We start from the raw sequence: 14,930 nt of genomic DNA, 5'->3' as shown, positions 1-14,930 counted from the left end.
CAAGGCTTACAGGGTGAACAAGGCATCCAAGGTGTGAAAGGTGACACTGGTGCAACAGGTGCGACTGGGATGCAAGGTGTGAAAGGAGATACTGGTACAACAGGCGCAATGGGTTACAGTGCTTACCAAGTTGCACAAGTAAATGGTTTTGATGGCACAATTACCGAGTGGCTTGCCAGTTTAAAAGGTGATACAGGTAACACGGGTATGACTGGTGCTTCGGGGTTTAGTGCCTATCAAGTTGCTGTTGGGGATGGATTTGATGGAACTGTAACTCAATGGTTGGCTAGCCTTAAAGGTGCAGATGGCACAAATGGCATAACAAAAGAGGTGATGGATGCAGCGGATACCTACATCCTGAATGAAGCAAAAACCTATGTGAACCAAGTCGGGGAGCAAACTCTCAATCAAGCGAATGCATATACTGATAGTCGTGTAAATGCTTTGAATCGAGACATGCGAAAACTTGAGGACCGAACCTATGCAGCAGTTGCATCAAGTATTGCGATAGCATCTTTACCGCAACCGACAGATGCAGGTTATAATATGTTGAGTGCTGGTGTGGGGACTTGGGAAGGTGAACAAGGCTATGCTTTCGGTCTTAGTGGTGTGACCGAAAACAATAAATATGTGTACAAAGTCGCAGTGACAACCAATAGTAAAGGTGACTTCGGTGCAGGTGCTGCAATTGGTTGGCAATGGAAATAACAATGATTGATCTTGATTTAAGCTAAAAAGCCTCTGCTTATTCAGAGGCTTTTTAATGTCTAAAATACAACTAAGTTCTCCATCATGATGGATATTTCACAACACTAAGCACCAATAAATATACAAATCTTCTTATATTCTCAATTATTAGCCATAAAATTTGATTTAAGATAGCTCATCTAACAAATTGCGACTGCGCAAATTATAAAAGGTGAAATTATGAAAATGCTTCGTAAGACTTTATGTGCGATGACAGTAGGCGTGGTAGCGCTGGGCCCTGTTATGAGCAGTACAGTATTTGCAGCTTCGGTTGCAGCATCGGAGCAACAAGCGACGACGAGTTTAGTCAAGCAGTTGAGTGGTATTCAAAGTATCAGCTCTAATTTTGAGCAAACCACTAAAGTGACGAATGCATCTAAGGCGCCGAAGAAACAAGGTTTATCTGCTCAGCACATGAATCAGACCTTTAAAGGGGTGATGAAAGTTGAGCGTCCTGGAAAATTCTATTGGGAAACCACCAGTCCTGCGAAACAAACGATTGTAACCTCGGGTAAAACGGTTTGGATTTATGATCCAGACTTACAGCAAGCAGTTCGTCAGACTTTAGATGAACAGGTGGCGAATACACCTGCACTATTATTGTCAGGGAATACCGAGCAAATCCGTAAGTCGTATCGTATTACTCAACCAAATAAGAGCAAAACCTACTATACCTTATATCCAAAGAGTGATGATGGTGCATTTCAAAGCTTGACGATCAGTTTTGGTGCAAAAAGCGCACCAACGCTAATGATCTTAGAAGACTCTTTGGGGCAAACGACTTATGTGCGGTTTAATAACACCAAAGTCAATGCCAGCATTCCAGCTTCAACCTTTAATTTTACACCGCCTAAAGGCACCGACATTATTGATCAATAATGTTGAACAGTCCGTGAAAACCACCTTTGGGTGGTTTTTTTATCGGATGCAGTCCAGTTACATAACGTGGTGGGAAGTTTTTCCTGTGCTTTGTATAGTCTTTGATAAATGAATATATGACTGAGGAAAAGTAATGACATCACTTTATAACAATAAAATGCGATCAGTCTTTGCTGCGGTGCTATGCGTGGGTTTACTCAGTGCTTGTCAGCCACAAAATGACAGTGCTGCGACAAAAAGTGAAGAGACCGCTAAGCCAGCTAAAGTTGCACAGAGCTTACCGCTGATTGAGGCAAAAGTTAGACCATTACCATTGGCGCATTCTATTGCTTGTGATGAAGAAGGTTGTACCCAATACCAGTTGTACAGTTTGGAAACCAATGTCCCGTGGATCAATGAGTATTTTGATGAACGGATGAAAAAAGCCAATCCTGTGGCATTTGAAAAAACCAAGCAGTCAGTAAAGCAGCCAGACGAGAGTATGCTTAGTGAAACTTTGTCGGATGTCCGTTATGTGGCACAGCGTGGCAAATATGCAGATTTTGTTTTGATGGATTATTACTATCCAGCACGTGCGGCGCACGGTATGTATCATAACGAATACATTACTTTAGATTTAGCAACTCGAAAACGGGTTGCACTGAGTGATATTGTGGTGGAGAAGACCGAGTCTAAACTATTAGATGCATTGTATAGTGCCAACAGCATGTGGTTGTCCGAGCATAATATTTCACGTGAGCAATTGAAGCTAACGGACAATTATTATATGAGTGCTAAGGGTATTGTCTTTGTTTATCCCTTATATGAATTAGCCTCTTATGCAGAAGGGATGTCTGAATTGGTTTTACCGTATCCACAAGCCAGCGGCTTAATTAAGTCGGAATATTTACCAAGTTTTGTCGATTATGCTGCTGAGCGAGAAAAAGCGGGTAAAGAAAAGCCATGAAAATTGCTGTAATAAGCCACAGCTAGTGATCGCGTGACTGTATTTTTTGGCTTGAAGCGCTTACACTATAGCCAGTTTTTTTCTTTGCAAAAGATTGGCTATGATCGACCCGAAATTACTCAGAAATAATATTGAGGCTGTAAATTTAGCCTTAGCAAAACGTGGTGTACAACTGAATGTTGAAGAATGGGCATCACTAGAAGCTCGCCGTAAAGAGATTCAATCCAAAACTGAATCTCTTCAGGCAGAACGTAATTCGGGTGCAAAACAAGTTGGCCAAATTAAGAAAGCTGGTGGCGATGCATCTGAAATTATGGCGCGCATGTCAGCAATTGGTGATGAAATCAAAGCGGCAGAAGTGGCTTTGTCTGAATTACAAGCTGAACTTGAAGCGAAATCACTCAGCATTCCAAACTTGCCAGATGAGTCTGTTCCAGAAGGAAAAGACGAAAGTGATAACGTGGAAATCCTCACATGGGGTACGCCACGTACGTTTGACTTCGAAATTAAAGATCACACTGACTTAGGTGAGTGGATGGGCGGTCTTGAGTTTGAAACAGCGACCAAATTGACAGGTTCTCGTTTCAGTGTGCTTAAAGGGCCACTTGCGCGTCTACAGCGTGCGATTACCCAGTTTATGTTGAATACGCATACCTTAGAAAATGGTTATACCGAAGCGTATGTGCCCTATTTAGTCAATGCTGACTCACTCCGTGGTACAGGCCAATTGCCTAAATTTGAAGAAGATTTGTTCAAATTACAAGGTGAAAAAGAGTATTACCTCATTCCAACTGCGGAAGTGCCTGTAACTAACTTCGTGCGTGATGAAATCATTGATGCAGACCGTTTACCACTGAAATATGCAGCGCATACGCCATGTTTCCGTAGTGAAGCAGGTTCATACGGTCGTGATACACGTGGTTTGATTCGTCAGCACCAATTCGACAAAGTAGAAATGGTGCAAATTGTTAAACCTGAAGACTCAATGCAAGCGCTTGAAGAGCTTACAGGTCATGCTGAAGGGATCTTGAAAGCACTAGGTTTGCCATACCGTAAGATCATTCTTTGTGGTGGTGATATGGGCTTTGGTGCAACTAAAACTTACGATCTTGAAGTTTGGGTACCAAGCCAAAATACGTATCGCGAAATTTCTTCATGTTCAAACATGGGTGACTTCCAAGCGCGTCGTATGAAAGCACGCTATCGTGCAGACCAAAAGAAAACTGAGTTTGTCCATACGCTGAATGGTTCAGGTTTGGCTGTGGGTCGTACTTTACTTGCGGTCATGGAAAACTACCAACGTGCTGATGGTTCGATTGAAATTCCGACCGTGCTTCGTCCATATATGGGCGGTGCTGAGTACATTGACTAATAAAGTCGATGTACTGCACCATTTTGTGCACAATAATTGCTTTAAGACAGTCAGATAAAACTCATTGAGGTCGTGTGTGGATATTTTTCCAATCTCTTTAAAGTTGCAGCAGCAACCTTGTCTGATTGTCGGTGGTGGGCATATTGCTTACCGTAAGGCAGTGTTGTTACATAAAGCAGGGGCGGTGATTCATATCATCGCTCCTGATATTGATGCAAATTTATTGCAACTGGTTGAAGAAAGCCAAGGGCAGTATATCCAAGCGCTATATCCTGCGCAGATTCAACTCAATGACTATCGTTTAGTGATTGCTGCAACAGATGATTATGCGGTGAATACTCAAGTCTTTGAGGACTGTGAAGCGCTGAAAATACTGGTCAACAGTGTTGATGATCCACCGCATTGTCGTTTTATGGTTCCTGCCATTGTCGATCGTTCCCCTTTGGTGATTTCAGTTGCCAGCAATGGGACATCTCCTGTTTTATCTCGCCAAATTCGTACCCAGCTTGAAACCAGTATTCCACATGGGATGGGCAAGTTGGCTGAGTTTTCAGGAAAATGGCGTGCCACAGTGAAAGCGAAAATTTCCAGTCCTGATGAGCGCCGTGTTTTTTGGGAAGACTTATATGCAAGTCCGCTGAAAGAACAGGTTTTTCATGACAACCTAGCTGAAGCAGATCGTTTAATCGAACAAGCGTTGGCAGAGTGGAAAACACCAAAAGGTGAGGTGTATTTGGTGGGTGCAGGTCCTGGTGATCCTGAGCTGCTGACCCTCAAGGCTTTGCGTTTGATGCAACAAGCTGATGTGGTGATCTATGATCGTTTGGTTTCCCCTGCGATTATGGAACTTTGCCGCCGTGATGCAACCAAGATTTATGTGGGTAAAGCGCGATCTAACCATGCTGTGCCACAAGAAGGTATCAATGCCTTGTTGGTGGAATATGCTTCGAAAGGTCAGCGTGTTTGTCGTTTAAAAGGTGGTGATCCATTTATTTTTGGGCGTGGTGGCGAAGAAATTCAAGAACTTTTTGCCTCGGGTGTACCATTTCAAGTAGTGCCAGGGATTACCGCAGCTTCAGGCTGTTCCGCTTATGCAGGCATTCCACTTACCCATCGTGATTATGCACAAAGCGTACGTTTCCTTACGGGGCACTTAAAAGAGGGTTCACCTGAATTGCCGTGGGATGAGTTGGTTTATCAAAATCAAACACTTGTATTGTACATGGGCTTGGTTGGTTTAGAAAAAATTTGTGAAAAACTGATTGCGCATGGTCAACGCCCAGACATGCCAGTTGCGTTGATCTCGAAAGGCACCACGCCTGAGCAAAAAGTCGTAGTAGGTACTTTGGCCGATATTGCATCTAAAGTTGAAGAGCATCATATTCAAGCACCTACATTGACCATCATTGGCGATGTAGTGAGTTTGCGTGAACAATTACAATGGCAAGATTAACTTTTGCCAAATTGAAAAAGTAGAGAAAAGCTGTGATCCATGTTGTTTTATACGAGCCTGAAATTCCTGCAAACACAGGAAATATCATTCGTTTATGTGCTAATACTGGAGCGCAGCTACATTTGGTAAAACCATTGGGCTTTGAACTAGATGATAAAAAGCTCAAACGTGCGGGTTTGGACTATCACGAGTGGGCACGCATGCAAATTTGGGAAACATTCGATGAGTGTTTAGCAAATTTGGCAGAAAAGGGGGTTGATCTAAATGCGATTTATCCTTTAACCACTAAAGGAACAGAAACGCCACATACTTCGGATTTGAATCGACCCGTGGCTTTACTCATGGGGCCTGAGACACGTGGTCTGCCTGAACAGGTTCGTATGTTATTTCCACGAGAGCATTGGATTCGTCTACCTATGGCTGAAAACTCGCGTAGTTTGAATTTATCCAATGCGACCGCCGTGATTGTGTATGAAGCATGGCGTCAGCAGGGTTTCAAGCCTTTAGCCTAATCAAATTGCTGTGACAGAGCCTGCTTAAGCAGGCTCTGTTTTTTCTAGCTTTTGATCGAATCCCGCTCTGGATTTTAAAACTTTAAGCATATTAGCTTCGACCCAATCTTTCATTTGATAGGCATTTTGAGCAAAGTCTTTGCCAATCTCAGTTAAGGCATACTCCACTCGTATCACGTTATCTTCATGAATGGTTCGCGTCAGAAAACCATCGCGCTCTAATATCTTCAATTTTTGCGAAAGCACTTTAGGTGAAATACCTAAAACGTTTTTCTTGAGCTCATTAAAGTGCTGCGATTCTTGATCCAACGTATATACAATCAATAAAATCCACTTGTCTGCAAATTTTTCAAAAAAAAGACGAGCAGGGCAGTCTGGATGAAAAATATTAAATTTCATGGGTTTATTCATCTGTAAATATGTTCCTTTTACGTTCTATCTTCATCTGAAACAGTGAATTTGACCAGTTACCAAGTGGTAACTAATTGATACTAGGTTTCATAAGTGTATCATGAATACAGACTTAATGCAGCGTTGTCATTAGACGATGCTTTCGCAAGATACTGGCTAATTGGATGGATCATAGGATGAATGTTTCAGAGGCGGTTGTTTTTATTACGGGTGGAAATCGTGGCTTGGGACTAGCCATCGCTCGGGAAGCTCGTCATCAGGGCGCTAAAAAAATTTATGTAGGGATGCGTCAGATCGGTAGTTTTCACGAAGAAGGGTTAATCCCGATTCAACTCGATGTGAATGATGAGGGATCTATACAGCAGGCTGCCGAACAATGTGCAGATACCACGATTCTTGTGAATAATGCAGGCATTGCACTTTTGAATGAGCATCCTGTTGATGCCAATATCATTACAACTACGCAAAAGATTTTGGAAACTAATTTATTGGGTTTGATGCGAGTGACCCAAATTTTTGCTCCAATCTTGCAAAAGAGCCAACAGGCTTATGTGGTCAACATTCTCTCAGATGTGTCATGGGAGCCAAGCACTGTTTTGACTAGTTATGCTATTTCCAAAGCAGCAGCATGGTCCTATACCAACTCAAGTCGCCAGTGGTTGTCTCAATTTAATATTCAGGTGATGGGCGTACATGTGGGTTTTATTGATACCGATCTGACTCGTTCATTACCTATTCCGAAGATTGCACCGGAAACAGTGGCTCAAGAAATTTTCCACGGCATCCAGCAAAATGCTTATGAGGTTTTAGTTGGAGAAAAGACTCAACAGCTTAAACAAGGTTTAAGTGCTGAAGTGGCAAGTTATGTGAAACTTAAGCCTGATCAGGCAAGCGTTTAAAATATTACATATGATTTATTTTTAATGGTTTACATGGTGCGATGTCACAATTGATTGGCCCATGCAAATGATGTGATTTAAAAGAGGAAACTAAAATGTCGAAAATTTCTGTTGTTTATTTTTCAGGTTATGGTCATACCAAAGTGATTGCTCAAACGTTTGCGCAAGAAATTGGTGCAAATCTGGTAGAGATTGATCCAAATGGAGACATTCAGGAGCAAGATTGGCTGACACTGGATCAATCTGATGCAATTGTATTTGGTGCACCGACTTATATGGGCACTGCACCGTGGCAGTTTAAAAAGTTTGCTGATGCATCTTCAAAGAAATGGTTTACCCGCGCATGGCAAGATAAGATTTTTGGTGGATTTACCAATAGTGCAAGCCTCAATGGGGATAAGCAAGTGACCTTAATCCAATTGCAAACACTTGCGTCGCAGCATGGTGGTATTTGGGTGAGCTTGGGTTTATTGCCAGCCAACAGCAAAGCTGCAACCCGTCAAGATGTGAATAACTTGGGTGGTTCTGTAGGCTTATTGGTGCAAACGCCTTCAGATGCAAGTGTGGATGAGATCCCAACAGGGGATTTAGAGACTGCAAAAGTTTATGCACAACGCATTGCCAAAATTACTCAACAATTTAAGGGTTAGTTTTTTAGCCATATCCTTAAAAAGAAAAAGACGCACTTGGCGTCTTTTTCTTTTTAAATGAGAGATTATGGGTGATCATCAAATTCATTATGTTGTGGTGCTGGTTGCTTAAAGCCTTTGGTTTTATAACCTAAGTATAAAATACCAAACATTGCCCACCACAAACCGAATTTCAATGCAGTTTCTTCAATCTCTAACCACATGGCAAAGATACTGAGGAATCCACACATTGGAATGACTACAAAGCTCAAGATGTCTTTAATATTCTTTGTGCGACCATCACGCAGAGCATAACGCGAAATAACGGATAAGTTTACAAAGGTAAATGCCGTTAAAGCCCCGAAGCTGATCATCGAAATGACGATGTCCAAGTCCATGAAGCCCGCGGTTAATGCCACAGCACCTACAATGAGAATGTTATAAGATGGTGTGAAGCTTTTCGGACTAATATGACCAAAAATCTTCTTGTTAATCACGCCATCACGGCCCATTACATACATTAAACGTGAAACGCCTGCATGTGCCGAAATACCTGATGCCATAACAGTCACAATTGCGAAGTACAACACCACCGTTTTAAACGCCACGCCACCAACGGCTTGTAAAATGTCAGGCTGTGTTGCAGCAACATCTTCAAAGTACGTCTTAGGATCGTTCGGGAAGTAAATCTGCATGAAGTAGGTGCTGATAATAAAGATCACACCTGCAAAGAGTGCTGTTAAGAAAATCGCTTTAGGTAGAGTTTTCTCGGTATCTTTTGTTTCTTCTGCAAGTGAGCTAAGTGAGTCGAAACCAGTGAATGAGAAGCACAGTAAAGTCGCACCAGTAATTAGGGGACCCAGTGTAGTAAGTTCATTCCAAAATGGCTCTAAGCTCCATAACTGATATTTCGCATTGACCAAAGTACCATCAGCATTGATGCCACTTGCAAGTAAGCTGTAAACCATCCAGGTAAAGTATGCGATAACTGCTAACTGTACCAAAACGATTAAGCCATTAAAGTTTGCAACGAAGCGTGCACCGCGTAAGTTGACCGCCGTCATAAATGCAGTTAAGCCTACTACCCAAACCCAATGGTTTACATCAGGGAATAAGGCTTCTAGGTAAATCACAGCAAGAATGATGTTGACCATTGGAGACAATAAATAGTCTAACCATGATGACCAACCCACCATAAATCCAACATTTGGATGGATGGATTTTTGTGCATAGGTGTAGGCTGAACCCGAGGAAGGGTAGCGACGAATCATGTGACCATAACTGATCGACGTGAATAAAATTGCGATTAAAGCAATGATGTATGACGTCGGCACATGATAATGACTTTCTTCTGATACTAAACCGAAAGTATCAAATAATGTCATTGGTTGAATATAAGCTAAACCAATAATAATGATGTGCCAGAGACCTAGCGTTTTTTGCAGTTTAGCTGCCGATTGAGTCCCAGAAATATTAGTCAACGGCGTTATCCTCTTTATCGTTGATCAAGGATCAGTCATGTTTATAAGGATCGTTTGAGACGAACGATCCCCCCTATGTTTAATTTCAAAAGTGCGCCAATCTACATTAATTTGGCATCTTTTGTCAGTAACTTTTTCAGATTTTTTAGCAGTTTTTATGCCAATAAGTCTATGCATAGCATTATTCCTTATGGCAAATAAAAGCCCGATGTTTAAAAAAGCATCAGGCTAAGATTGTCGCTATATTGGCTGATTTTATGCCAATTACCAAGCTTTTTCTAAAATTGCTTTTAAATCTTTTAAGCTGGCTTCTTTCGGGTTGTAAATAATTGAACCATCGTTGAGGGCTTTTTCTGCGACCTCATCGAGTTGTTCTAAGGTCACTTTTCCTGTTTCACTCAACGTACGCGGTAATTTGGTTAATGTGAATAAGCGATCACGCATCGTGAGTAATGTACTAATGGCTTTGTCTGCACGTAAGTGAGCAGGAGTCTGCGCATAGATATCTGGCCCTGCAAGCGGTAATAGGAGGTCTGCAATCTTGTCTCCATTCACTTCTTTATTAAACTCAAGTACATAAGGAAGGATCAGGTTCATACATAGTCCATGCGGTAAGTGGGCAACTGCACCTAAAGCATGGCCTAGAGAGTGAACGAGACCGACCATTGAGTTTGAAAATGCAATACCTGCCATAGTGGAGGCTTGAGCCAATTCTAAGCGACCGTTCGCGTCGCTTGGATTATCCAGTACATTAAACAAATGATTGCTGACTTTTTTAATTGCAGCCGTAGCATAGGCATCTGAAATCGGATTGTGTGCCATGCAAGTATAGGCTTCGACAGCATGGGTCATGGCATCCATTGCGGTCATCGCGGTTAGGTGTGGTGGCAAGGTTTGGGTCATGCGTGGATCAAGAATCGCAGCATGTGGCATTAAATAGTACGATGCGAAAGGTAGTTTGACATTTTTCTCTGGATCAGACACCACTGCAACCATGGTAACTTCAGAACCTGTACCTGATGTGGTTGGTATTACAAAAAAGGGTTTGAGTGGTTTAGGTAGGTTATGTGCCCCAGAGTATTTGAGTAAGTCATCACCACCTTCAGACACCAAAATATTGGTGGCTTTAGAGGTATCAATCACTGAACCCCCACCGACAGCAATAATGGCATCACACTGGTGTTCACGGTATAAATTGGCCGCTTTACGTACTGTCTCTAAGCTTGAATCAGGCGGAACATCATCAAAAATAGCACCAATCACTGCGTCGGTGGATTCAAAAGCTGCTTCAATCGGTGCAAGTAAATTGTTGGCACGTACGCCTTTGTCAGTAATGATTAAAGGTCGGGTTGCCCCTAATGTTGCCAGTTCAAACGGAATGTGTTCCAAAGCAGCATGACCAGCGATCACTTTTACAGGACAAAAAAATTCGTAATAAGGCTTCGCCATGTTATGCACTCCGTTTTAAATATGATTGGGCTACTTTGAGGTAAATATTTGCAGCGCCTGTGAGTTTTTCTTTTAAGCTCAGTTCTGTTGGGTATTCTTTGACTGCAAGTTCTGCAACCATTTTTGGCAAAATCAAGGATTCCATTTTATTTAGACAGCGGACGAGGCGAATTGCATAAGAAATATCGCCATCTGCGATCATACGATCATGGGCAAATGCTTGTGCTGTACTTTCTTGAAATGAAAATACTAAAAAGGCATGACTTAAATGTTTAAACGTAATCGTTAAATCTGCTTTTAGACTGCCAGGTGTCAGCAGTTCAAGTTGATGGTCTTCGGTCACTTTGGCTAAAAAAGCAGGCCCATTTGGAAAAACATTCATAGATAGAGTGAAATTGGCTGGAAATTTTGCAACTTCTTGCTGAATTTCACTATCGACTTGGCTGGCCATGACCAATCCTCGGCCAATCACATCCATCATAAGTTTGACATAGGTTAATTGCAGAGCGGGTTTCACTGAATTGAGGTTAATCACTCGCTGTCCTTTCTAAAAATAATTATTAGTTTAGAGTAAATACTCTAATTTATTTTTCCATGAAAAGCAAAGCCTTTATACATGCTGTACTTGAACATCTTTAAAGTAACCGCTGTGCTTTAAAGTTTCAATAATATCGGCACATAAGTTTTCAAAACGTGGGTAGTCGGTTTTGAGGTCTGAGATACGCACCATTTCCAAACCTGCATAACCACATGGATTGATGGTCTGAAATCCGAACAAATCGCAGTCAATATTTAAGGATAAACCGTGATAACTACGGCCTTTACGTATTTTAAAACCTAGTGAGCCAATTTTACGTCCATCAACGTAGACGCCAGGTGCATCAGCTTTGGCATAGGCTTCAATCTCATATTTTTTGAGTAACTCAATCATTAAGTTTTCAGCATAAGATACTAAAGTACGGACGTTCCAGCCAAGACGGTTGAGGTCAAACATAAAATAGGCAACCAATTGACCGGGACCATGCCATGTCACTTGACCACCACGGTCGGATTGAACAACAGGGATGTTGCTGTTCATCAAAATATGTTCAGGTTTTCCTGCTTGACCTTGGGTGAGAACATCATGATGTTGCAGTATCCAAAGTTCATCAGGCGTATCCACATCACGTTGTTCAGTCAATGTCTTCATTTCAATAAAGCGGTCAGCATAGGGAGTTAGGCCATCAAACTGACGAATAATGAGTTGTGGTTTGAGAACGACATCTGACGACACGGCACTTGCGTCCTTATAAAACAAAAAGTATGTGTTAAATTATAAAGAAAAGATCAATAGTGTAGGGGGATTTCTTTAGTGAATAAGTTGAATTCTTGAGATTAAAATATAGGCACAAAAAAACACGCTCGTAAGCGTGTCTCATTGATACATCATTTGAATTACAGTGCAGTCTTAATTAACGGACAAGCTGCAAGATCTGCATATAACTGATGCACTTGTTCTAACTCTTCAAAACGCAATTGTGCAGTCAAAGAGTGATATTTACCAGTACGTGATGGCTGAGTTTGAACCGATTCAGCATCAAACTCTGGAAAATGTTTTACTAAAATTTCAACTACAGCAACACGTAAGTCATCGCCAGCAAGGCCAATGAGTTTAATTGGGTAGTCCATAGGAAATACCCAAAGATGTTCTTGTAATTCACGAGATGGTGTGCGGTCTAACATAGTCATGAGCGTCAGTCCCCCTTTTATTTCAAACGCCTGCGAAAGTGCAGGCGTTAGGTGTTGCGCTTAAAGACTTAATGGAGACAATTGATAAAATTTCAAGTCTCCATCGCGTCCATATAAATTAGTCGTTTTCCAAGAATGAACGTAAGTGTTCTGAGCGAGAAGGGTGGCGAAGCTTACGTAATGCTTTCGCTTCAATCTGACGGATACGCTCACGCGTTACATCAAACTGTTTACCTACTTCTTCTAAAGTATGGTCGGTTGGCATGTCGATACCAAAACGCATTTTTAGAACTTTCGCTTCGCGTTCAGTCAAGTTTTCAAGCACTTCACGTGTCGCTTCTTTTAAGCCTTCAGACGTTGCAGCATCGACAGGTGAAGTGATGTTTGAGTCCTCAATGAAGTCACCCAAATGCGAATCTTCATCATCGCCAATCGGTGTTTCCATCGAAATTGGTTCTTTGGCAATTTTCAGCACTTTACGCACTTTAACTTCGTCCATTTCCAGACGTTCACCGAGTTCTTCAGGTGTTGGTTCACGGCCCATTTCTTGTAGAAGTTGGCGTGATACACGGTTGATCTTGTTAATGGTTTCGATCATGTGTACTGGAATACGAATGGTACGCGCTTGGTCGGCAATCGAACGAGTAATAGCCTGACGAATCCACCACGTTGCATAAGTCGAGAACTTATAACCACGACGGTATTCAAACTTGTCTACCGCTTTCATCAAACCGATGTTACCTTCTTGGATTAAGTCCAAGAATTGTAAGCCACGGTTGGTATATTTTTTCGCAATCGAAATTACCAAACGTAAGTTCGCTTCTACCATTTCTTTTTTCGCGCGGCGTGCTTTTGCTTCGCCTACAGCCATCCGTTTTGAAATGTCTTTGATGCCTTTAACATCAAGGCCCAAATCTTTTTCAATGTCTGCAATTTTTTGTTGGAACGCTAAAACATCTGGACGTACTTTTTCAAGATAGCCTTTTTGATCTGGCGACGCTTTCGCAATTTGTTCATCCAACCAAGCAAAGTTTGATTCTTGACCTGGGAAAGAGGTGCGGAATTGCGTGCGATCCATACGACCACGGCGAACTGCATAGCGCATTACTTCACGTTCAGAGGTACGAATTTGTTCATGCGTACCACGAATCATTTCTGAAATGATGTCAAATAAACGAGGTGTAAATTTGAACATCATAAACACAGTTGCTAGTGCTTCTAATGCATCTTCAGCTGGTTTGCTTGAACGACCGTGCTTTTCGATTACCGCTTGGGTATTTTTCCAAGCGGTTGCCAATTCGTCAAAACGAACTTTTGCAATTTCAGGATCTGGACCAGACTCGCCTTCAGAATCATCATCACCTTCAGACTCTTCTTCTTCCTCGTCATCATCCAGTTTCACATCTTTGGTTGATTTGCTCGAAGACTCTTCTTCGTCATCAATCTCAGATTCTTCTTCGAGGACTTCTGGAATGTCTTCATCTGTTTCTGGATCTAAATAACCAGAAAGGATGTCTGCAAGGCGACGTTCGCCTGCTTCATAATCTTTGTATTCTTGTAATACCACTTCAACCGCATTCGGCCAGTAAGCAATCGAATGAAGAACGTCGCGAATGCCTTCTTCAATACGTTTAGCAATGCTGATTTCGCCTTCACGCGTTAACAGTTCAACTGTACCCATTTCACGCATATACATGCGGACTGGATCTGTAGTACGACCAGGTTCATTTTCTACAGAAGCGAGAACAGCTGCGGCTTCTTCTTCAGCAACTTCATCGGCAGCTTCATTACCACCTTCAAACATTGCATCGTCAGATTCAGGTGCACGCTCATGCACAGGAATACCCACGTCTTGAAGCATTTGAATAATGTCTTCAATCTGTTCGCTTTCAGTAATCGAGTCTGGGAGATGATCGTTAACCTCAGCGTAAGTTAGGTAACCTTGCTCTTTGCCTCGGCTAATCAGAGCCGCTACTTGCGAAGTAGGGGAAGTCATATCGCTCATCTTTGCTTACTCTTTGTTGAATCTGTGGCAGTGGAAAACCGTGCATTTTAGCACAATTTGCTTCATAAATTTAGCTGTCAATAGCTGTCTATTTCATCAGGATAATTCAGCAAAAGTGCGACCTGATAAAATATTAAAATATAAATTCAGTAATTTAGATGGGGGTGAAATTGTTGTTTTCAAGTTCATCCCTCACGCGCTTAAGTTTAAAACCCAAATATGAAATAAAGGATATTTGGCGTTTATTCGGCACAAACAAGCCGTAAAACTAAACAGACGCAAGGTGGATTATATCATGCCATAAAAATTGCTTAAAAATAAAGAGCAAAAATCGAATTAATTGCTCTAAATGCAAATAAAACTTGACAAGGTTCTGTAACCCATATAAATAGCGCCTAAGACCCTTCACATTTTTTCAC

The 14,930-nt window shown here is 41.8% G+C and carries 15 protein-coding genes; 8 read left to right on the top strand and 7 right to left on the bottom strand.

Annotated features, from left to right (window positions below; all coding sequences use genetic code 11):
- The 6 genes from B4F08_RS04335 to B4F08_RS04310 all read left to right on the top strand — a co-directional run.
- Positions 1 to 708 (top strand): YadA-like family protein (locus B4F08_RS04335; RefSeq protein WP_291373400.1); only part of this gene is annotated, 708 nt, incomplete at its 5' end.
- A 219-nt stretch (positions 709 to 927) separates the two neighbouring features.
- Positions 928 to 1,626, top strand: coding sequence for an outer membrane lipoprotein chaperone LolA (lolA, locus tag B4F08_RS04330; RefSeq protein ID WP_086208123.1), 699 nt, complete (start codon positions 928 to 930; stop codon positions 1,624 to 1,626).
- Positions 1,627 to 1,759: 133 nt separating this feature from the next.
- On the top strand, positions 1,760 to 2,572 hold the full coding sequence (locus tag B4F08_RS04325; RefSeq protein ID WP_291373398.1) for an RsiV family protein: 813 nt from the start codon (positions 1,760 to 1,762) through the stop codon (positions 2,570 to 2,572).
- A 100-nt stretch (positions 2,573 to 2,672) separates the two neighbouring features.
- The gene (gene serS, locus B4F08_RS04320; protein ID WP_110974391.1) at positions 2,673 to 3,944 is read left to right on the top strand and encodes a serine--tRNA ligase; all 1,272 of its coding nucleotides are present in this window, start codon (positions 2,673 to 2,675) and stop codon (positions 3,942 to 3,944) included.
- 76 nt (positions 3,945 to 4,020) lie between these two features.
- Positions 4,021 to 5,397, top strand: coding sequence for a siroheme synthase CysG (cysG, locus tag B4F08_RS04315; RefSeq protein WP_291373395.1), 1,377 nt, complete (start codon positions 4,021 to 4,023; stop codon positions 5,395 to 5,397).
- A gap of 32 nt (positions 5,398 to 5,429) precedes the next feature.
- Entirely contained in the window at positions 5,430 to 5,909 is a 480-nt protein-coding gene (locus tag B4F08_RS04310; RefSeq protein WP_119063168.1) for a tRNA (cytidine(34)-2'-O)-methyltransferase, read from the top strand.
- A 24-nt stretch (positions 5,910 to 5,933) separates the two neighbouring features.
- Here B4F08_RS04310 and B4F08_RS04305 read toward each other — a convergent pair whose 3' ends face one another.
- Positions 5,934 to 6,320: a winged helix-turn-helix transcriptional regulator gene (locus B4F08_RS04305; RefSeq protein WP_004695464.1), complete on the bottom strand. Its 387-nt coding sequence runs from the start codon at positions 6,318 to 6,320 to the stop codon at positions 5,934 to 5,936.
- Positions 6,321 to 6,496: 176 nt separating this feature from the next.
- Between B4F08_RS04305 and B4F08_RS04300 the strand changes: the two genes are divergently transcribed.
- On the top strand, positions 6,497 to 7,219 hold the full coding sequence (locus B4F08_RS04300) for an SDR family NAD(P)-dependent oxidoreductase (protein WP_291373391.1): 723 nt from the start codon (positions 6,497 to 6,499) through the stop codon (positions 7,217 to 7,219).
- A gap of 95 nt (positions 7,220 to 7,314) precedes the next feature.
- Positions 7,315 to 7,869 carry a flavodoxin family protein gene (locus tag B4F08_RS04295; RefSeq protein ID WP_151706754.1) on the top strand — a complete coding sequence of 185 codons (555 nt, stop codon included), beginning with the start codon at positions 7,315 to 7,317 and terminating at the stop codon, positions 7,867 to 7,869.
- 65 nt (positions 7,870 to 7,934) lie between these two features.
- On the opposite strand, the gene B4F08_RS04290 is transcribed toward B4F08_RS04295, so the two are convergent.
- The 6 genes from B4F08_RS04290 to rpoD all read right to left on the bottom strand — a co-directional run bounded on the left by B4F08_RS04290 (position 7,935) and on the right by rpoD (position 14,511).
- Complete coding sequence (locus tag B4F08_RS04290) at positions 7,935 to 9,329, bottom strand: APC family permease (RefSeq protein WP_086208116.1); 1,395 nt, start codon at positions 9,327 to 9,329, stop codon at positions 7,935 to 7,937.
- Between the two features lie 264 nt (positions 9,330 to 9,593).
- Complete coding sequence (locus B4F08_RS04285) at positions 9,594 to 10,778, bottom strand: iron-containing alcohol dehydrogenase (protein WP_291373387.1); 1,185 nt, start codon at positions 10,776 to 10,778, stop codon at positions 9,594 to 9,596.
- A 1-nt stretch (position 10,779) separates the two neighbouring features.
- Positions 10,780 to 11,259 carry a hypothetical protein gene (locus B4F08_RS04280; RefSeq protein WP_395579804.1) on the bottom strand — a complete coding sequence of 160 codons (480 nt, stop codon included), beginning with the start codon at positions 11,257 to 11,259 and terminating at the stop codon, positions 10,780 to 10,782.
- Between the two features lie 129 nt (positions 11,260 to 11,388).
- Positions 11,389 to 12,051 (bottom strand): lipoyl(octanoyl) transferase LipB, encoded by a 663-nt coding sequence (gene lipB / locus B4F08_RS04275; protein ID WP_086208113.1) that lies wholly within the window; start codon positions 12,049 to 12,051, stop codon positions 11,389 to 11,391.
- A gap of 161 nt (positions 12,052 to 12,212) precedes the next feature.
- On the bottom strand, positions 12,213 to 12,500 hold the full coding sequence (locus B4F08_RS04270) for a YbeD family protein (protein ID WP_086208112.1): 288 nt from the start codon (positions 12,498 to 12,500) through the stop codon (positions 12,213 to 12,215).
- Between the two features lie 124 nt (positions 12,501 to 12,624).
- The gene (rpoD, locus tag B4F08_RS04265; protein WP_291373384.1) at positions 12,625 to 14,511 is read right to left on the bottom strand and encodes an RNA polymerase sigma factor RpoD; all 1,887 of its coding nucleotides are present in this window, start codon (positions 14,509 to 14,511) and stop codon (positions 12,625 to 12,627) included.
- Positions 14,512 to 14,930 lie beyond the last annotated feature (419 nt).

The organism is Acinetobacter sp. UBA6720 (assembly GCF_002454215.1).
Lineage (GTDB): Bacteria > Pseudomonadota > Gammaproteobacteria > Pseudomonadales > Moraxellaceae > Acinetobacter.
This window is presented reverse-complemented; position numbering and strand designations above follow the sequence as displayed.